12 protein-coding genes are annotated in these 19,338 nt (G+C 41.9%); 9 read left to right on the top strand and 3 right to left on the bottom strand.

Going from position 1 to position 19,338, the window contains the following annotated elements; genetic code table 11:
• Positions 1–89 precede the first annotated feature (89 nt).
• The 3 genes from CLI64_RS26945 to CLI64_RS26955 all read right to left on the bottom strand — a co-directional run bounded on the left by CLI64_RS26945 (position 90) and on the right by CLI64_RS26955 (position 8,140).
• The gene (locus CLI64_RS26945) at positions 90–5,525 is read right to left on the bottom strand and encodes a type I polyketide synthase (protein WP_103140083.1); all 5,436 of its coding nucleotides are present in this window, start codon (positions 5,523–5,525) and stop codon (positions 90–92) included.
• Positions 5,526–5,793: 268 nt separating this feature from the next.
• Entirely contained in the window at positions 5,794–6,072 is a 279-nt protein-coding gene (locus CLI64_RS26950; RefSeq protein ID WP_103140084.1) for a hypothetical protein, read from the bottom strand.
• Positions 6,073–6,760: 688 nt separating this feature from the next.
• Positions 6,761–8,140: a ParB N-terminal domain-containing protein gene (locus CLI64_RS26955; RefSeq protein WP_103140085.1), complete on the bottom strand. Its 1,380-nt coding sequence runs from the start codon at positions 8,138–8,140 to the stop codon at positions 6,761–6,763.
• A gap of 822 nt (positions 8,141–8,962) precedes the next feature.
• On the opposite strand from CLI64_RS26955, the gene CLI64_RS26960 reads away from it, so the two are divergent.
• The 9 genes from CLI64_RS26960 (at position 8,963) to CLI64_RS27000 (ending at position 19,336) form a co-directional block, all read left to right on the top strand.
• Entirely contained in the window at positions 8,963–10,171 is a 1,209-nt protein-coding gene (locus tag CLI64_RS26960) for an ABC exporter membrane fusion protein (protein ID WP_103140086.1), read from the top strand.
• Between the two features lie 128 nt (positions 10,172–10,299).
• A complete protein-coding gene (gene devC, locus CLI64_RS26965) occupies positions 10,300–11,478 on the top strand; it encodes an ABC transporter permease DevC (RefSeq protein ID WP_103140087.1) in 1,179 nt (392 codons plus the stop codon).
• Positions 11,479–11,599: 121 nt separating this feature from the next.
• On the top strand, positions 11,600–12,601 hold the full coding sequence (locus CLI64_RS26970) for an NAD(P)-dependent oxidoreductase (RefSeq protein ID WP_103140088.1): 1,002 nt from the start codon (positions 11,600–11,602) through the stop codon (positions 12,599–12,601).
• A 102-nt stretch (positions 12,602–12,703) separates the two neighbouring features.
• Positions 12,704–13,168, top strand: a complete 465-nt coding sequence (locus tag CLI64_RS26975) for a DUF2141 domain-containing protein (protein ID WP_103140089.1) — start codon at positions 12,704–12,706, stop codon at positions 13,166–13,168.
• A gap of 128 nt (positions 13,169–13,296) precedes the next feature.
• Positions 13,297–14,556, top strand: a complete 1,260-nt coding sequence (locus tag CLI64_RS26980; RefSeq protein WP_103140090.1) for a glycosyltransferase family 2 protein — start codon at positions 13,297–13,299, stop codon at positions 14,554–14,556.
• A 393-nt stretch (positions 14,557–14,949) separates the two neighbouring features.
• Positions 14,950–16,206: a glycosyltransferase family 2 protein gene (locus CLI64_RS26985; RefSeq protein WP_103140091.1), complete on the top strand. Its 1,257-nt coding sequence runs from the start codon at positions 14,950–14,952 to the stop codon at positions 16,204–16,206.
• A gap of 75 nt (positions 16,207–16,281) precedes the next feature.
• Entirely contained in the window at positions 16,282–17,547 is a 1,266-nt protein-coding gene (locus tag CLI64_RS26990; protein WP_103140092.1) for a glycosyltransferase, read from the top strand.
• Positions 17,548–18,140: 593 nt separating this feature from the next.
• A complete protein-coding gene (locus tag CLI64_RS26995) occupies positions 18,141–18,542 on the top strand; it encodes a hypothetical protein (protein ID WP_225977440.1) in 402 nt (133 codons plus the stop codon).
• Between the two features lie 380 nt (positions 18,543–18,922).
• A complete protein-coding gene (locus CLI64_RS27000; protein ID WP_103140093.1) occupies positions 18,923–19,336 on the top strand; it encodes a DUF6006 family protein in 414 nt (137 codons plus the stop codon).
• Positions 19,337–19,338 lie beyond the last annotated feature (2 nt).

A 19,338-nucleotide genomic window follows, 5' to 3' on the forward strand; every position in this document is an offset into this window, starting at 1 on the left:
CGCGTTTCAACTTTTATCCTAAATTCACTACAACTTTCTCTAACTGTCTTCTTCCCAGTACCCAGTCCCTAGTACCTAGTCCCTGATCCCTACTCAAAAGAACTAATCAAAGTAACACGTCCCTGAGAACCGTAAGCAACTTCAGCAATACAAAGATTAGAATCATGCAACTCATCAATGATGTGCTGTGCTGAAGTTCTTGCATCTAAGTTGGGGCTGAGGTCAATTCCTCTGGTAAATACATTTGACCATTCCCATCTCAGAGTCTTGACTAACCCAAACAACCCAGCACCGATCGCACCAAAGTTTACATCATGCTCTAATCCAAAACTACCATCTAACCGAGTGACAGTGAAGAAACAACTCCGCTCATAACGTCCGGCTTCAGTCAAGGATTTTTTCAGGTGCTTCGCCATAAAGAAAACGTGCTTCACAATGGCTTTTTCTTCTGGGATGAAAGGCACTTTGCCGGTGTTCGCTACCTGAAATCTGGGGTGGAGGTGAACGAAAGCCCCAATCGTGCCGTAGTTAGTAGCGATCGCAGATAATTTTTCTTGCAGTAGTTCTTCACTCATATCTGCGAGGCTAACTTGGTTCACGCCTGCGGGTAAGGGCGATACTCCTGCGGAGTCGCTGCGCGAACGTTGGGGAACAATTGATTGGGGGAAGCTCAACACTACCACTTTGGAGCCACTTTCTGTTAAAGCTTGCGCTACTTGGGAGGTAGTTAGAGTTCCATCATCGGTGATTAAATAGATGTGTCCCTCTGGCAATTTGAATTCTAGGCGATCGGGTGTTGGTAGGTATTTGAGTTTAGCTGGACGGCGTTGTACACCGTCGATGACTTTTACTGGTTGCCAGCTAAACTCAGACTGAGGCTTTTTTTTTTCACCTCCCACCAGCTTCTGGAGGTAGTCAACAATTTGACCGATTGTCCGTAAGTCACCTAATTCTTCAAAATTGGGTTTGGGCAAGTTGGGATACACTTCTTGCAATCCACCTAAGATTTCTACCCGCTTGATGGAGTCAATCCCTAAATCAGCCTCCATGTCCATTTCCAGTTCGAGCATTTCTACTGGGTAGCCAGTTTTCTCGCTGATAATGTTGATGAGAGTTTGACCGATATCTGCATAGTCAGTGGTGTCTGCAACTTCAGTTTCGGCAACTGTTTCTACAACTGCTACTGGCTCAGGTGCAGGTGCAGCAGGAGCTACGACTGGTGCAGGAACTACTTCAGGTGCAGGTGCAACAGGTGTGGCTACTTCGACTACTGGCTGAGTGGCGACTGCTACAGGTTGACCGCTAGCAGCGTTAGCTTGAAGGAACTCGATAATTTGACCGATGGTGCGTTTTTCTGCGAGTTCTTCTAAGTTTGGCTTGGGTAGGTCAGGATACAATTCTTGCAATCCGCCTAAGATTTCTACCCGCTTGATGGAGTCAATACCTAAGTCAGCCTCCATGTCCATTTCTACTTCCAGCATTTCTACTGGGTAGCCAGTCTTATCGCTGATAATTGCTAGCAGGTTGTTACCCAACTCAGCCAAATCTACGGCGGGAGCAGCTACAGGTGCAGGTGCAACGGGTGCAGGTGCGGGTGCAACTTCAACTTCCTTGACTGGGGGAGCGATAACTTGAGCCACAGGTGCAGGTGCAACCACGGGTGCTTCAACTACAGGCTCAGGCTGCATTTGCCAAGCTGTGGGCGCAGGTGCAGGCGCAACAGGTGCTTCAGCGATGGTGAATTCAGGTTTCGCTACAGGCTCAACTTTAGCTACAGGTGCGGGTGCTTCCACAACAGGGGTATCGATGGTGAAAGCAGGGATTTGCTTGCTAACTTCTGGAACTGGTGCTTCTGTGGCTGCTGCGGTTACGCCACTGGCAAGAACCATTGAGTATTGTTGCTGGATGAGGTCGAAGAAGTTTTGCGCGTAAGCTACTTGTTCCTGAAGATATTTTTCATGGATGCGGAGGGTTTCACCTTGTTGGGAGTGAAACTGCATCAAACTGCGCTCCAAGCTTTCCATCACTACTAGCTTGAGTTGAGCCGCTTCTTGGGAAGTCTTAGCGTTAGCAAACAAAGCATTTTGCTGTTGCATCAGTTGGAAGAACGCTTTGGTATATTCCATCTGATGGTTGAGGTAAGTACCATGAACTTGCAGGTTTTCAGCTTGGTTTTGCTGGAACTGAGTCATGAGGTACTCTAAGCTTTCTAGCACGCGCTGGAAGTTTTCCAGTTTCTCTGGTGTTTGCATTGTCTTTGATTCGGCTAGTTGAGGTGCAAGGATCGCAGAGTTCATTTCCGGTTTTACTTCAGTAGTAATAGTAGAGTTGTTGGCGATTTTGGTGGCGCGTCCGTTACCGTTAGTTGCTTTAACTGGTGCAGACATCTCTGGTGTAGCTGCGGTCATCGATGCAGACATGGCTCGTGTCTCTGGTTGCGACGCAGAGATGGCGGGTGTTTCTACCACTGGGGTAGCAGCAACGTTAACTGTGGGCGCATTGGGGAAGGAAATTTTGTGTCCATCATTCAACGCTTGTACAAAGGCGTTTTTGGTTTTTTCGGACACGTAGTTGATACCCCGTAAGGTGATGCTGATACCTTTTTTCTTATCGGCTGGGGGTAAGGTAGGCTGGGTTTGGTATGGGTCAATGTTCTTCAACTGCATACCCAGGACGCGCATTTGCACTACTGCTTCCCGTAAGGAGCGATCGCTGTTTTTCTGTGCGCTGGGGTTGAGGGCAATGGTAACATGGGGGCGATCGCCGAGAATTTCTTTGACTAAGTTAGCAAGGATTCTCTTAGGCCCGAATTCCACGAAGCAGTGACCACCAGCCGCGTAGATATTTTCAATTTCCTGCTTGAACAGCACCGAATTAGCGAGGTGAGTTTCCAGGATTTTTTGAATCGCTTGGGGTTCTTTGGGGTATTGCTTACCTGTAACGTTGGTGAATACAGGAAGTTTTGGCTCATTGAAGGTGACTGATTTAGTAGCGATCGCAAATGACTTCTGGGCGAAAGCAATCAGTGAGGTGTGGAAGGCGGCGGACACTGGTAAGGGTATAGCTGCGTAACCTTGTGCTTGTAAGGCTTCACGCACTTTGGCAATGTCGCCGGTAGAACCTGCCAAGACAAACTGAGTAGGGGAATTATAATTGGCGATCGTTACCTGTGGGAATCGCTTCAGAATCGGTTCGATTTTGCTGAGGTCTTCCTTCACCGCCAACATTGTACCCGCATCGTGGTCAGGGTCTTTGGGTGCAGCCATTGCTTGACCCCTAGCTTTCACCAAGTACATATAATCTTGGTCACTTAACACACCCGCAGCCCACAAAGCGGTAATTTCACCAAAGCTGTGTCCCGCGACAAAGTCAGACTTAAAGCCAGCTTGCTTGAGGATGGAATACAAACCTGCGCTAAATGCGCCAATCGCGGGTTGTGCATATTCTGTCCGTTGCAGCGCAGCCGCTTGCGCCTTTTTCTCGTCTTCATTAAATACGGGATGGGGGAAGACAATTTCTGAGAGAGGACGCAAGTTATCTCTGAGTAATAACCCATCCATGTAACCGTAGAGACGGCGCAGAGTGGGGAAGTTCATCACCAGTTCTCTACCCATTTCCAGGTATTGAGAACCTTGACCAGAGAACAAGGATACAACCTTACCGCCCAATTCCATCCCGGAAGCACGGTAGTAAATCCCTTGGGGATGCTCCCAGTTAGCTGCGCCTGCTTTGTGCTTGAGCAAATCGATAGTAGTTTGCATCAACTTGCAAGCTTCTGCGAGATTTTCCGCCACAAAACCAACTCTCGCCGCATTTTGGGGAATTTCTACTGATTGGCAAGCTTGCGCTAAGTTGAGGAAATGTCTTTCACCATCTGCTGATTGCAAGTTACCTAAAGCTTCCTCGCACTTTGTTAGCAGTTCCGCAGGGTTAGCAGCAAACAACATGATTTCGCGGGGGGTACTGTGGATGCGGTAAGGGCGATTTTGTTCGCTGTCGTGTTCTTCCAAAACTATGTGGTAGTTTGTCCCTCCAAACCCGAAGGAACTCACACCTGCACGTCTTGGTGCTTCACCTTCTGCCCGAATCCAGGGACGAGTTTCGGTGTTGAGATAAAAAGAGGAGTTTTCAATATTGAGCTTGGGATTCGGCTCAGTAATGTTAATTGTTGGTGGCAGAATTTTATGATGCAGTGCCAAAGCGGTTTTAATTAAGCTAGCCGCACCCGCAGCAGCTTTGGTGTGACCGATTTGGGATTTCACACTACCCAAAGCAATATGCTGCTTTTTGTTGTCGTATTGAGAGAAAAAGTCTCTTAAAGAACCGAACTCGGTGGGGTCGCCAGCCATTGTCCCTGTACCGTGGGCTTCCATCAGACCGACGGTAGCGGGAGAGAAACCAGCATCTTCGTAAGCGCGACGCAAAGCGTTAACTTGTCCTTCTTTGCGGGGAGCATAAATACTCTTATAGCGTCCGTCGCTGGAAGTACCAACCCCTTTGATGACTGCGTAAATTTTATCGTTGTCGCGTTCTGCATCTTCGAGACGCTTCAACACCAACATACAAATACCTTCACCCAGCATCATCCCATCGGATTTTGCATCGAAGGGTTTGACGTTCTCGCTAGGAGACACGGCTGGGGTTTTGCTGAAGGAAATGTAAGCCATGATGGTGTTATCAGTGTCTACACCACCAGTCAGCATCATGTCAGCGCGATGTTCAACGAGTTCGCTAATCGCCATTTTCAAAGCACCGAAGGAACTAGCGCAAGCTGCATCCACTACGCAGTTCATTGCACCAAAGTTCAAGCGGTTGGCGATGCGCCCAGCCACAACGTTAGCCAACATCCCAGGGAAAGCGTTTTCATCCCATTTGACGTAAGCACTTTGAATTTTTTCCACGATTTTGTCGGTGTCTTCGTCAGAGAGTCCACTGCTTTTGAGGACTTTTTTCCAAATGGGATATTCTAACCGTGCAGATAAGGGCATACCCAATTGCTTGGCCATTGCAACCCCTAAAACAACCCCCACCATCTCGCGGTTAAAATCACGAGATTCACCGTAACCAGCATCTTCCATTGCTTCTTTCGCAACTACTAAACTTAATAGTTGGGAAACGTCGGTCACTTCTAAAATGCTGGGGGGAATACCGAATTCCATTGGGTTAAAATCAACCTCTGGAATAAAACCACCACGCTTACAGTAGGTTTTATCTTTAGGTGTTCTGGGGTTGGGGTCGTAATAATCTTCAACACTCCAGTGGGTGTCAGGAACATCGGTAATACAATCAACTTTATTAATGATATTTTGCCAATATTCCCGCAAATTTCTGGCTTCAGGAACGATGGAAGCCATCCCAATGATCGCAATAGGATTTTGTTGTAGTTGTCTGTTAATTTTGTTAATTGACATAGGTTTTTCCGAGTTCACTTTCTTTTCCTCAATACACCGCAACAAAGCCTTTTCGCAATTACTAATTTGGCTTTCTAACTCCGCCAAGGCAGCATCAATTGGATTAGCAGACATAGGACATATTCTGTTCTGGGGTACTGTGGATCTACATACCAATTCGCAATTCGCAATTCGCAATTCGCAATTAAGAAATCCAAATTTTACGAGGCTTTCTCAGTGTGAATTATTGATGAATTTTGATTAATCGGTATATTTGCTATTGCTTACCCTGACGATTTTTATTGCTTGTGAAAAAATTACTAGGAAATTTTAGAAAAAAGTAAACAGGTCAAGTATTGTCATTTGAATTTCTGCCTTTTGACTTTTTCCTTTTTCCTTCCCTTTATCCAACGCTCGACTCTTGATATTGTGGCAACAGGTCGATAACGTTATTGAAGCTGGTAAAATAATCTTGAAGCGCGGTAGCTGCTTGACCAGTAAATTCTACCCATTCGTAATGGCAGAAATCTTGAGCAATTGTATCTAGATTGGACAATGGAAACTTAGAAGTAGCTATTAGAACAGAAACGCTTTTTTCTCCCAAACTAGTTTGATGATCTAGTTTGACCGCAGCCACATAGCTGGTATTAATGACAACGTTCTGTATTTTGATAAATGCCATAGCCAGTTTCAGCGTCCAGGATAATATATGTTATGGGATTTAACCCGAAAAAGTTGACAATTTCGTTACAGAAGAAATACCACCTTGAATCCGAATAAATACAGGAATGCAAACGAATTATCAACCATTGATAAGGTGAGAGAAATGCAACTAGCTTTAGTTATTTTTTACTACTGTTCTACTTGCACATAAATAACTAATTTGCTGGGTTGCTTTGGAACATTGAATTAATACAAAGAATAGCATAATTCATAGAAACTAAATCATTGGTTTAAATTAATTTTATGAACCAAATGAATAATTGGTGATGAAAATGTCAAATTACCCATTACCTACTTGTATAAGTGATGACTTATAAAATCAAGGGGATAACTAGCTTGATGTGGATGGTAAATCTGCATATATCTTTGGTTAGGAGATAGTTAAAGTTCTTATTCAGTTACGTAAATTTTCCATCAATTACCATATCAGATTACATTGGGGATAAATTTTATTTTTCACCAGCACATCATAATTATGAGATGTTTTTTGATGAATTTTTAATATAAATGGTCGTTGACAATTGAAGAGTATTTATTAAGCAAAGATTCATTTCATATATTGTACACAATAAACAAAACAAATATTGGGGAATTGGGCATGGGGCATTGGGAATGGGGAATAAATTCTGGAACGAAAGTAACAGATACTATATATCGACTACAAGTTTTGTGGTCGTTAGGCTGGCTGTAGATGATGTTGCATTTTGAATTGATTTACCTGTCCATGTTTGCCACCGATTTAGTCCACGGTTAACCAATTCTGAGTTGCTGTCACCGATAAAACAAATTCTTCCTAATCTTTCACAAGCAATGAGAATTTCACCGTGTCCCATAAATGGAGCAATCACAAAATTATTAGGGTTGGTGTACAAATTGAGCAAATAGTTAATAATTCCTTCCACACCTTCAACATTAATTGGTGTTTGAGGTTTCACTATTGTTTGATGGGAAAAAATTCCTATATAAAGATTGCCCAGTAATAACTCATATTGAAAGGGCATTTGATTATGTTTGTAGAAATCATAAATATGTCCTTCCGAACGGATGACGGCGACAACTCTGGCTTCATCTACCAAGTAGTTATGCTCCCAGGTGCTTGAGAGAGTCGCGATCGCCAAGGCTGCATCTGAAGGTAATAGGTTACGAAATTCTGGTTTTGAGGTATCGCCACAATATACTAGATGTCTGCCTAATATCCATTCATTACCTGCTTGGCTGTTGGAATGGGGAGATATACTGGCTATTTTTTCTGATTTATTTTGAGTCTTCTTGACAGCTAACTTAGCGGCTTTTTGCGCCATAGCACTTTTGTAAGCTAATGTCTGTAATTCTTTTTGCTGCGCCTGTAATTCTGCGGCTAATTGTGCTTGGCGTTCGGCTTCAGCAATATCTCCCCTAGCCAAAGCTGACTCACTAGCTTGTTGTGCTGATTCAGCTAGAGTACGTTCTTTTGTCCCTGCTCTTGCAATATTTAATAGTGCGGTGGGACTATCCGCGATCGCTGTACCCTTAATGAGCTGCTTCACTTCTGGGTGAATACTTTTAGCAATCTGCTTCCCATGCTGAAAAGTGCGTTCTGAGTAACCAGCTTCCTTGGCTAACTCTACAGTTCTTTTAGGTGGTGAAACGATTTCACCACCTGCTGTATTTTGATTGAAAGTATGTTGATTATCACCCGCTTTTGCCCGTAAACCCATACGTTCCAGAATCTGGTCACGTTCTAGCCATAATTCTGAACGTTCTAGCGGTTCTAGCTCATTGCGAATCAAATTTTCGTCAATTTCCGCCAATCTTGCCTGGTCAGCACCAGCATACGCGACGATATTACATTCAATCGCCTCCAAGCCCAACAACTTACAAGCCGTCAGGCGATGTAATCCCGCAACCAAATTGAGCTTTTGGTCTACAGTGATGGGGTTAAGCAAGCCATTAGCCTTAATTGACTCCTTCAGTTCATCAACCTTCTCACTCTTGACCGGACGACGGTTACGACCGATTTTAATCTGGTCGATGGCTACTGTAGGCATAGACAATTCAAAATTAAAAATTCAAAATGCAAAATTAAAGACAGTGAATCAAATCACTGAGCATTACGACTTAGATATGCCGGATATGTTTCAAGAATATCCAGAAACCATGATTTAACAACCGCGATTTCTCAGAATGTCCAATACTACACAACTTAGGCGATCGCAATTCATCAATAATATTCAACACACATCATCAGCAGAAGTCAGGGAAAGACACCACAATCCCATATCAATTGACAAAATCATATTTTTTTGCAATGATCGAACACGTATTTATGAAATTTCCCCCATCAACTCTTTAAATTTTCGCTTCGTATTAGTTGGGATTTAAGTTAAAAAAATAAGCGTATTTTACGCTACTTGATGCGAAGTCTAATTAGTGTAAAACAGAGAAAGATTTGTAGTCAATTAACCATCTTTAGTATCACCGCTAAGTAACTTTTCTGCGGCTTGTATCAAACTTTCTAAGCATTCACATACTTCTAATTAGAATCTTTTGCTCATCGATATTAATACAGGGAAAATTTGCTCATATTAGCCATCATTAACTGTGGAAGACAAGAAGTATAAAAGCTTCTTTTACTAATTCTCAACTTCTCAATTTTGGATTGTAAATTGGCGTTAGGGTAGCAAACGCAACACAGAGAATATTTTGGATTGAATTCAATCCAAAATCCGTCTTGAAAAGTTGAGCCACTGCTTTAGACGGGTTTCCCGGCTTGTAGCAAGTGGCGTTCCTACGGCAGAAAACCCGTCTACATAACTTTCCGCAAAATCCAAAATTCCTAGTCCCTTCATTAATAATTTGGGAATGAAAATATGGAAGTCAACAAAGAACGCTTGCGCCAATTAATGATTAAACCCCAAGGTCGGTGGCGGTTAGTTTTGGCAGTTTCAATTACCTTTGCGGCTGGAATTGTCACCTTATACAACTTTGCACCGCAAAAATTCCGTTCATCAGACCAACCTCTGTCTGCTAACCCTTCTAAAGTTGCACCTGTGAAAGTTGCTGTCACAGCTTTAGGGCGTTTACAACCAGATGGCGAAGTAACAACTTTATCAGCACCTAGTTCTACTAACGGTATTCGTGTAGAAAAGTTGTTGGTAAAAGAAGGAGACGAAGTAAAAGCTGGGCAAGTATTAGCATATTTAGAAGATTATACCCGTGCTACAGCAGCCCTAGAGCAAGCTTTAGATAAACTACAAATTGCTAAAACTGAGCTAGCACAGGTAAAAGCAGGTGCTAAACCTGGAGACATTGAAGCACAAAAATCAACCATCGCGCGCTTACAGTCACAACTCAAAGGAGAGATTGCGACTCAAGAAGCAACAATCAACCGTATCCAAGCGGAAGTGAATAACGCCCAAACAGAAAACGATCGCTATCAACAATTACTCAAAGAAGGTGCTGTCACTGCTTCTGCGGCTGATGCCAAAGCCTTGCAATTAAAAACAGCACAACAACAACTAACAGAAGCCAAAGCTGCACTTACCCGCACTCAAAACACCCTCGCTGACCAAATCAAAGAAGGTAAAGCGAGACTCAACAGTATTCAAGAAGTACGGACTGTAGATGTAGAGTTAGCGCAAAATCAAGTCAAAAGTGCTGTAACAGCAGTCAAACAAGCTAAAGCCGACCAGGAATTAGCTTATATTAAAGCTCCAATAGACGGCAAAATCTTGAAAATTCATGCCAAAACTGGGGAAGCGATAGGTAATACAGGCTTTGCTGATATTGGCAAAACATCACAAATGTATGTTGTTGCAGAAGTTTATCAAACCGATATTCAGAACGTCCGTGTAGGTCAAAAAGCCATCATCACCAGTACAGCATTTAGCGGAAAACTACAGGGAACAGTCCAAGAAATTGGTTTACAAGTTGATAAACAAAGCATATTCAGTATCAACCCCAACTTTGACACAGACCGCAGAATCATCGAAGTCAAAATATCTATCGATAAACCCGCAGATAATCAACGGGTATCTCGTTTAACTAACTTACAAGTTGATGTGGCGATTCAGATTTAGTCAATAGTCAACAGTCAATAGTCAACAGTCATTAGTCATTAGTCAACAGCCATTAGGGAACGGGGAAAGTGATCAATCCCCAAATTCCCAGTTCCTAATCCCCAATCCCCACTCCCCAACCTCAAGCCATGAATTTTAAAATTCCTTTAGCATGGCTACAGCTAGCTCAACAAAGGCTGCGTTTCCTGGTAGCTGTAGCCGGTATTGCCTTCATTGTTTTGCTGATGTTTGTGCAGCTTGGTTTCCAAGACGCTCTTTATTCTAGTGCTACCGCAGTACACCAAAGCCTCAAAGGTGACTTATTTTTAGTTAGTTCTCAATATAAAGCTTTGACGGCAAATCAAAGTTTTTCTCGGACTCGTTTATACCAAACTTTAGGGTTTGAGGGCGTGGAATCAGTTAACGCCATGTATTTGCAATTTGCTAAGTTAAAAAACCCGGCAACTGGAGAGAAATATTCTATCTATGTAATGGGTTTCGACCCAGGCCAATCTGTGTTGAATATTCCTGAAATTGAGCAGAATTTAGATAGGCTGAAAATTCCTGATGTCATGTTATTTGACAGGGATTCACGACCAGAATTTGGCCCCATCGCTGAAAATTTTGAAAAAGGCGATACCGAACAGACAATTGAAATCTTTCCCTTTGATGGGCCTAGAGGTTACAAAGTTAGAGTTGGTGGCTTATTTAGTTTAGGCCCTTCCTTTGGTGTTGATGGTAACTTAATTGTTAGTGACTCAACTTTTCTTCGCATCAATCCCAATACTCGCCCAGTTGAAAAAATAGATATAGGTATCATCACTCTCAGTCCCAAAGCTGATAAAGACAAAGTATTAGCAAATTTACGTGCTAATTTACCTAATGATGTCAGGGTATTTACACGCCAAGGGTTTATTGATTTTGAAAAACAATATTGGTCTGCTAGAACACCAATTGGTTTCATTCTCAACCTCATGCTGACAATGGCTTCTGTTGTGGGTGTGGTTATTGTCTATCAAATTCTCTACAGCAATATTGCTACCCAATTTATTGCTTATGCCACATTAAAAGCTATTGGCTATCCCAATTCTTATCTTTTAAATGTGGTATTTCAACAAGCTTTAATCTTAGCATTATTAGCTTACATCCCAGGGTTTTTAGTTTCCGTAGCTTTGTATGATTTTGCAATGGAAGCTACAAAGTTACCAATCGTTATGACTGGAAACAATGCTTTAATTGTCTTTATTTCAGCCGTGTTAATGTGCATAACTTCAGGCGCACTTGCTATTAACAAACTTCGTTCCGCAGACCCGGCAGATATTTTTTAGTCATTAGTCATTAGTCAATAGTCATTAGGGAAGAGGAAACAGTAATTAGTTTTTTGTGTACCTCACCCTTACACCCCTACACTCCCACACCCCTATACCCCTACACCCCTCTTTAATAAGTATGAATTTGCAAAATAAGACTCTGCTGATTACTGGAATTGATGAATTTATCGGCTTGCGTGCGGCTGAGTTAGCTATCGCACAGGGAATCAAGGTGCGTGGGTTGCAAAGCTCTAATCAGTCTGATGCAGCCAAGAAATTAGGTGCTGAAGTAATTGTTGGTAGTATCACCGATGCTACTGTGGCGCAAAAGGCTTGTCAGGGAGTAGATGTTGTTTTACATACTGCTCAACTTACCGAAGAAGCTGGCCCCATTAAACAGTTTCAGGAAATGAACGTTGGCGGAGCTGTGAATATGGCGAAAGCTGCTAAAAGTGCTGGTGTCAAGACTTTTGTGCATCTTTCTAGTATTTTGGTGTATGGATTTGATTATAGCGATCGCATCACCGAATCTGGTCAACTCTCCGCTAATGATAACCCCTACTGTCAAACCAAAATAGCTGCCGAAAAGGAACTTTTACCCCTCAATTCTCCCCCAGATTTCGGCATCATTATTATTCGCGCTGGTGATGTTTATGGGCCTGGAAGTTTACCTTGGGTAGTTAGACCTATTCACTTCATGCGTCAAAAGTTATTTGCTTATCCTAATGATGGACAAGGTGTTATTAATCATGTCTATGTAGATAACTTGATTGATGCTATCTTTTTAGCAGTAGAAAAACAGGCACACGGCGAGATTTTTAATATCACCGATGGCGAAGCAACATCTTGGAAAGAATATTTCATGCGCCTAGCCGCAATGGAAGGTTTACCAACGCCTATGTCTTTACCAAAAGATGAAATAAAACTGTTTTTAAAGCTACGCCATCAGGGACAAAAACTATTTCGTAAGAAAGCGGATATCCTTCCAGAATCGGTAGATTTTATGAGTCGTCCCTATGCCTGTTCAATTGCTAAAGCCCAAAGTTTATTAGATTACAAACCCAAAATTGATTTAGAAACAGGGCTAAGTCAAACCAAGCATTGGCTAGAAACAACTGATATTCAAAAGCTACTTAAATGAGGCAGGGGGGCAGGGGGCAGGGAGCAGGGGAGATTTAAAATTAATCCCTAGTCCCCAGTCCCCATTCCCCAGTCCCCATTCCCTAATAACAAGGAGAAACAAATGAAAATTCATCGCTTAAGTCAAGTTTTATTAGCTAGTTTACTAAGCTTGACTTGTATTAAACCTTTGAATGCAGAGCCTACATCTAAATTAACAGTAGTTGTCAACGGAATCCGGCATCAAAAAGGTCAAATTTGCATGAGAATTTATGATAGTGAAAAAGGCTTTCCTTTAAGCGATCGCAGTGAAGTACAAAGCGGTTGTACTCGCATTACAGGTAAGTCTATCACTAAGCATTTTTATGGCTTAAAACGCGGCACTTATGCTGTAGCGGTAGTAGATGATCAAAATGGTAATCAAAAACTAGATTCTGATTTCTTTGGCATTCCCAAGGAAGGCTTTGGGATTTCTAATAATCCTAAAGTTTCTATTCAAACTGGGACACCTAAGTTTAGTAAATCCAGTTTTACTGTCACCAAAAATACAACTGTCAATATTGATTTGAAATACTCACTTGATCCCTAAGTTAGCAATGGTTGGTAGTAAGCACTTTAGTGCTGATTTTCTCAAGGACTAAAGTGCTTACTACCAACTGGTTTAATTCCCTCTCAACTATTACAGATGGCACAGGTTGCCGGAGACTTATAAATGTCATGAGAGAACTGGCAGCATTCTTGTTTAGGTCTTTGCTGGGATGGTTGGGGATTCAGGTATTTATTTCACTGTTATTTTTGTTATATGTGCGATTGTCGCAGACGAAAAATTTACCTGATGAACAGTTACCTAAAGCGGCTGTAATTCTGTGCTTGCGTGGGGCTGATCCTTTTTTACCCAACTGTATTGAGGCACTCTTACAACAAAACTACCCCAATTATGATTTAAAGCTGATTATCGACAGTCAAGAAGACCCAGCTTGGCAAATTGCTCATGATACCGTTAATCAATTGGGTGTGACTAATGTTGAAATTAATCACTTAAGAATCATTCGCCACAACTGTAGTCTCAAGTGTAGTTCTTTGATTCAAGCTATTTCTGAATTGGATGATTCTTATCAAGTAGTGGCTTTAGTTGATGCAGACACCATTGTACATTCCAATTGGCTAAGAGAGTTAGTTAGTCCTTTAGATAATCCTAAAATTGGGGCTACTACCGGTCATCGTTGGTATGTACCTACTGGCAAATATTGGGGTTCGTTGGTACGCTACACAGGAAATATTGCTTCAGTTGTGCAGATGTACCTATTTGGTATTCCTTGGGGTGGGACTTTGGCTGTGAAAACAGAGGTACTGCGTCACACAGGAATTTTAGAGCAGTGGGCGCAGGCTTTTGGGGAAGATTTGATGATGCACAACATCCTCAAAAAGCATGGTTTGAAGGTGAGATTTGTGCCGTCGCTGATTATGGTGAATCGTGAAGAGTGTGATTTGTTGGGGATACTTGACTATCTCCAACGTCTGATTCTTTATTCGCGTCTCTACCATCCCAGATGGCTAGCTATTGTCAGTGAGGCTGTGTCTAGTATTTTGTTTCCCACTTTCACAATTGTGTTGTTCTTCTTGTCGTTAGGTGATGCCCAGTGGGAAGTAGCAGATTTATTATTTAAATCCTACAGCATTTACACTTTGGGATTACTTTCGTTAATGCTGCTGGTTGAGATGGTATTACAACCAGTGATTCGCCATCAAGGTCAGCCAGGGACAAAGTTGTCTTTGCCATTGATAGGGAGAATGTTGTTAGCTATACCTTTAACACAATGGGTTTATGGGCTAGCGATGCTCTCTTCTATATGGATATCAACTGTCAAGTGGCGAGGGATTATGTACCGGATTCGCAGCCCTTGGAATGTACGGTTGGTCGAGTATCATCCCTATGATTTTTTAGATCAACCTGTTGATAGCAAAATTTCTCTTTGAACACTCCCATTCTCTGGGGTTGGGAGCATAAGAAAGGCAGGAATTAATGCCAAAGTTAATGCAGAGAATGAATAAGGTTAAAAGGGGTTTTTTGGTTTTATTTGAGAAGTGAATTAGCTATTAAGTTTTTAACTGAGGATTTACATAACGAAGTGGTGCAAACTCTTGATCTGTTTTAATTCTGCGTAAATCCTACAGTTGTTTATTTCCGCTCAATCCTGGGAATATCGAGAATTTAATTGCTGATTGGAGTCTCTCAAAAGATGGAGAAATTATTGCTTCAGATAGTGGTGCAAGACTTCATAGTCACTCAATCACGATTAGATATGCTCTCTAGAACAGATCATGAACTTTGTAAATAGCTGGTGAATGATTTTTTAGAGGTCATAAATAATGAATGATTTTGTGGTGTCGATATCGCAATTTTTGGTTATTTGGTTAGTTATTCAGGTGAGCAGCGTATTGCTGTTTTTGTGGAGTTTAAATTCTCCCTCCAAAACTTTGTCTGATGAGCAATTACCGAAAACAGCCGTTGTGTTGTGTTTAAGGGGTGCTGACCCGTTTTTACCTAATTGTTTAACTTCTTTACTTCAGCAAAACTATCCAAATTACGATGTGAAGCTGATTATTGATAGTGAACAAGACCCAGCTTGGCAAGTGGTGAGCGATACGATTAATCAATTGGGTGTGACTAATTACCAAATTAATCATTTGCGAAGTATCCGACAGACCTGTAGTCTCAAATGTAGTTCTTTAATTCAAGCGGTATCGGAACTAGATGAGTCTTATAAGGTTGTGGCGTTAGTGGATGCTGATACGATAGTGCATTCCAATTGGTTGCGGGAATTAGTCTCACCGTTAAATAATCCTTCTGTGGGTGCAACTACAGGAAATCGTTGGTATCTTCCTACAGGCAGGTATTGGGGTTCTCTAGTCCGTTACATCTGGAATGTTTCAGCCATTGTACAGATGTACCTCTACGGGATTCCTTGGGGCGGGACTTTAGCTATTAAGACAGAGGTGTTGCATCAGACAGGACTGTTGGAGAAGTGGGGACAAGCCTTTGGCGAAGACACGATGATTCGTAGTGTTTTGGGTAAACATAACCTGAAGGTGAAGTTTGTACCTTCTTTGATTATGTTGAATCAAGAAGAGACAGATTTGCCAAGTTTGAGGTATTGGTTACAACGTCAATTAATGGCTTCTCGTCTTTACCACCCTTTGTGGCCTGCGGTGGTGGCTGATACGGTGTTTACGATTTTGTTACCACATCTGTTAATTGTGGTGATGGTACTAGCTTCGTTTAGTGGTGATGGCAATACAGCTACTCTCGCCTTCCTTTGGTACGTAATTTATATACTGGCGTTAGTGATGCTCATGATCTTCTTGGAGTTGAGTATTCAGCCAGTGATTCGTTCTCAAGGTAAGCCAGTCATAGAATTATCATGGCCACTCATCTGGAAGATGATCATAGGAATGCCTTTCACACACTGGATTTATGCCATAGCCATGTTTCGCTCATTTGATATGCCGACAGTCCATTGGCGTGGTGTTACCTATGAAGTGCAAGGTTCTTGGCAGATCCGATTGAAGGAATATCGTCCCTATCAAACACAAGATCAACCAAGCGATCGCCAAATTTCTCTGTGAACTCTTGGAATCAATGCGTAAATCCTAGACCTTATTCAAATTGATCAAACAAGATTCACAAACTTATTCAAGATTATGAACAAGCCTAAACTTCGCATTGCTTTATTTACAGGGTTATATGCTCCTTTTTTGACTGGTGTTTCTGTTGCTGTTCACCAGAGGGTGCGTTGGTTACTACAACAAGGACATGAGGTCTTTTTAGTCCATCCCCAGTTTAATGATCGGTATCCTAAACAAGTAGGCGATCGCCCTATGCCTGGGTTAGATGAGTTAAAATCTTATCCCAATTTCTCGTCCTACTCCTTCCCCACCGAACCGCTAATCTTTTACAAATCTCTACCCCAACCGTTGAGTTATCGCCATTGGAGCGACACCAAATTACTAACAGAGTTTCAACCCGATATCATCGTGGTAGAGGAATCAGCCCAAATGCGGGGGGTATACTCGGCTTTAATCCAAGGTTATGGTCGTCCTGTAGGTGTGCAGTACGCCCAACGGACTAAAACCCCCATTATTTCAGTCTTTCACACAGATATCGTTGCTTATATCAGATACTACTTGGGTGATGTCTTCTTTAAGTTCTTGCGTCCCATCATTCCTATGCTGGTGAAGCAGTCTAGCGAAGTCTACGATCTCAATGTCTTTTCTTCTCGCGAACAATTAATTAAATACCAAAATCTCGGCTGTCATCCTAGCGAATACGTTCCTTATCAGGGAATAGATTGCGAAAAATTCCATCCTCGCAATATCTGTCACAACCCCATCCCCGATGACGATAGACCGACGATTCTTTTTGTCGGACGCATCACTGCTGAAAAGAATGTCCCCCAATTAATTGATGCTTATCCTTTTATTGCTGCCAAAATTCCCGACGTGCATTTAGTGATTGTGGGTAGTGGCCCTCTAGATGCAGAAATTCGCAAACGCGCTGAAAAGTTCGGCTCAGGTATTACTATCTGGGGTGAGTCCCACGGTACAGAGTTGTTAGGTTGGTTTGCGCGCGCGGATGTGTTTGTCAATCCTTCTGTGACGGAAAACTTCTGCACCACCACTAATGAAGCTTTGGCTTCCGGTACTCCTGTAGTTGCAGCTTTAGCACCGTCAACTTCAGAACAAGTCACTCCTGGTCAAAATGGCTTTTTAGCTGAACCCAACAATCCCGCAGATTTTGCTCAAAAGGTTGTAGAAATTCTCTCTAACCCTGAACTAAGAGCAACTATGGCCGCACAGGCTCGTCCTTCCATCTTGGAATACGATTGGTCAGCCTGTATGGAGAAATTTGAAACCAAATTGTATGAGTTGGTGCAAGTTACGAATACAGCAGAAACTACGGCTGTTTAGTAACAGGATTGAGTTTGTAGTGAGGACTAAAGTCCTTACTACGGACTTCATCATAGGTGTGATAGAGCTAACTATAATTAGAAATTATTCATACTGACGCACCCTACCCAAATAAAGTAAATCTAAACTTACTTAAAGAAGTTTTCTCAGCCCGTAAACTAGGATGTGTATCGTTCTTTGAGTCGAATTATGCAACGTAACGATATGGCTGTCTATACATAAAATATCAGGAGTTTTGTAAAGTATTTATTTAGCTATGTTAAGCAAGCTGAAACCCTTGACTATTAACGATTACGTCTTAATCTTAAATCAATATAATATTTTAATTTAACTTTTTGCATCTGCTTAGTTGATAAGGTATTGGCGATCGCAATTAAAAGTAGTGTGACTGTACCTGAATTTTTATGACATTTTATGATTTTTCATATAAAAGCAAATTTCTAGATGATAAATTATTCAGTTAAATTACTGATTGTTTTTACGTATAGGCAGTAATTTAATACAAACTTAAAGGAGATTTTATGCAATTCCGAAAATCAAGTTTGGGATTATTAAAACTTGCGTATATGTCAATGATTCCGCTTGCAGTTATCATGATATCTCAATCAACTTATGCTAATGCTTTTAATCAAAAGCCTCAAGTCTCCACACAAGAAAACAATGCTTTCCTCTCTACAAAGCTTTCTCAGACCTCTTTTACTGTTGCACAAGCTAGCAGTTTAACAGGCGTTTGGAACTGTAATGATGGTGGAGTTTACTTTATTCGCCAAGTGGGTAATCAGTTGTGGTGGTATGGTCAAAGTGCTGATGGTGGAGAAACTTGGTCAAACGTATTTCAGGGTACAATCAGGGGCAACCAAATAATTGGCAGCTGGGCTGATGTTCCTAAAGGTGCGGTTAGAGGATATGGTGAGATGACGCTGAGGATATCAGGTAATCGTATCGAAAAAATCTCAGGTGGAGAGAATTTTGGTGGTAGTTTATGGAGCCGTTAGGGAATAGGTTATCTCAATAAAAGTTAAGGCAAATCATTGAGTATATGTAGAGTGAGTCAGTGAGTCAGTGCGAAAAACTTAACTATCTTCAGAAATCATTCATACTGACACACCCTACTAGCTGATAAATTTAATATCTATTTTTTTAGTTTTTCTTGCTCGTTTATGACTGTATTTTCATAGCGAGCCTGTTGGTGAAAGTTGGTAATTAAATTATCAAATGATTTAAATGTTAGGTTTCGGTTTGAATCTTACTCTGATGTTCAAAATAAGAACGTCATACCTCATTTATTAAAGACTGATAGCCTTTACCTTGATTTTTAACCATTGTCAAAAATCACATGACCGACAATCTAGTTTTCAAAATAAGAGGTAATTTTATGAAGACTTTAATGCGGCGATCGCTTTTAACTCTATCATCTGCGATCGCTTTATCCTTCGTCATTTCTCCTCCTTCCCCTGCTGGTCAGGTTTCTGGATGGTGGGGTGGTTATTGGGATTGTAATATCGACGGACGACCAGCCCGTATGAGATGGGATGTAGTTGATGATAGCCAAACAAGCTGTAACGGTGATACTTGCAGCACCAGTTCTGGTGTGCGCTGGAAAGGTAGTTTTTCTGACAACGGTTCGCGCTGGGTGGCGTTGACAGAACCGCGTCAAGGGAATCGTGGCGGATTGTATTTCCGTCATGCTGATGGCAATCGATGGTATTTACCCAAGCCTACAAACAATAGAACCACGGGTTGGACTACATGGAACGGTCAACGCTATCCGCTCTCATGCTGGAAATAGGT

This window comes from Nostoc sp. CENA543, assembly GCF_002896875.1.
Classification (GTDB): Bacteria; Cyanobacteriota; Cyanobacteriia; order Cyanobacteriales; family Nostocaceae; genus Trichormus.

Bases quoted from the DNA above. Each gene is read 5' to 3' on its own strand.
- CLI64_RS26970 (WP_103140088.1), top strand. From the start codon at position 11,600: ATGAATTTGCAAAATAAGACTCTGCTGATTACTGGAATTGATGAATTT.
- CLI64_RS26990 (WP_103140092.1), top strand. From the start codon at position 16,282: ATGAACAAGCCTAAACTTCGCATTGCTTTATTTACAGGGTTATATGCT.
- CLI64_RS26995 (WP_225977440.1), top strand. From the start codon at position 18,141: ATGATATCTCAATCAACTTATGCTAATGCTTTTAATCAAAAGCCTCAA.
- CLI64_RS27000 (WP_103140093.1), top strand. From the start codon at position 18,923: ATGAAGACTTTAATGCGGCGATCGCTTTTAACTCTATCATCTGCGATC.
- devC (WP_103140087.1), top strand. From the start codon at position 10,300: ATGAATTTTAAAATTCCTTTAGCATGGCTACAGCTAGCTCAACAAAGG.
- CLI64_RS26985 (WP_103140091.1), top strand. From the start codon at position 14,950: ATGAATGATTTTGTGGTGTCGATATCGCAATTTTTGGTTATTTGGTTA.
- CLI64_RS26980 (WP_103140090.1), top strand. From the start codon at position 13,297: ATGAGAGAACTGGCAGCATTCTTGTTTAGGTCTTTGCTGGGATGGTTG.
- CLI64_RS26960 (WP_103140086.1), top strand. From the start codon at position 8,963: ATGGAAGTCAACAAAGAACGCTTGCGCCAATTAATGATTAAACCCCAA.
- CLI64_RS26955 (WP_103140085.1), bottom strand. From the start codon at position 8,140: ATGCCTACAGTAGCCATCGACCAGATTAAAATCGGTCGTAACCGTCGT.
- CLI64_RS26975 (WP_103140089.1), top strand. From the start codon at position 12,704: ATGAAAATTCATCGCTTAAGTCAAGTTTTATTAGCTAGTTTACTAAGC.
- CLI64_RS26945 (WP_103140083.1), bottom strand. From the start codon at position 5,525: ATGTCTGCTAATCCAATTGATGCTGCCTTGGCGGAGTTAGAAAGCCAA.
- CLI64_RS26950 (WP_103140084.1), bottom strand. From the start codon at position 6,072: ATGGCATTTATCAAAATACAGAACGTTGTCATTAATACCAGCTATGTG.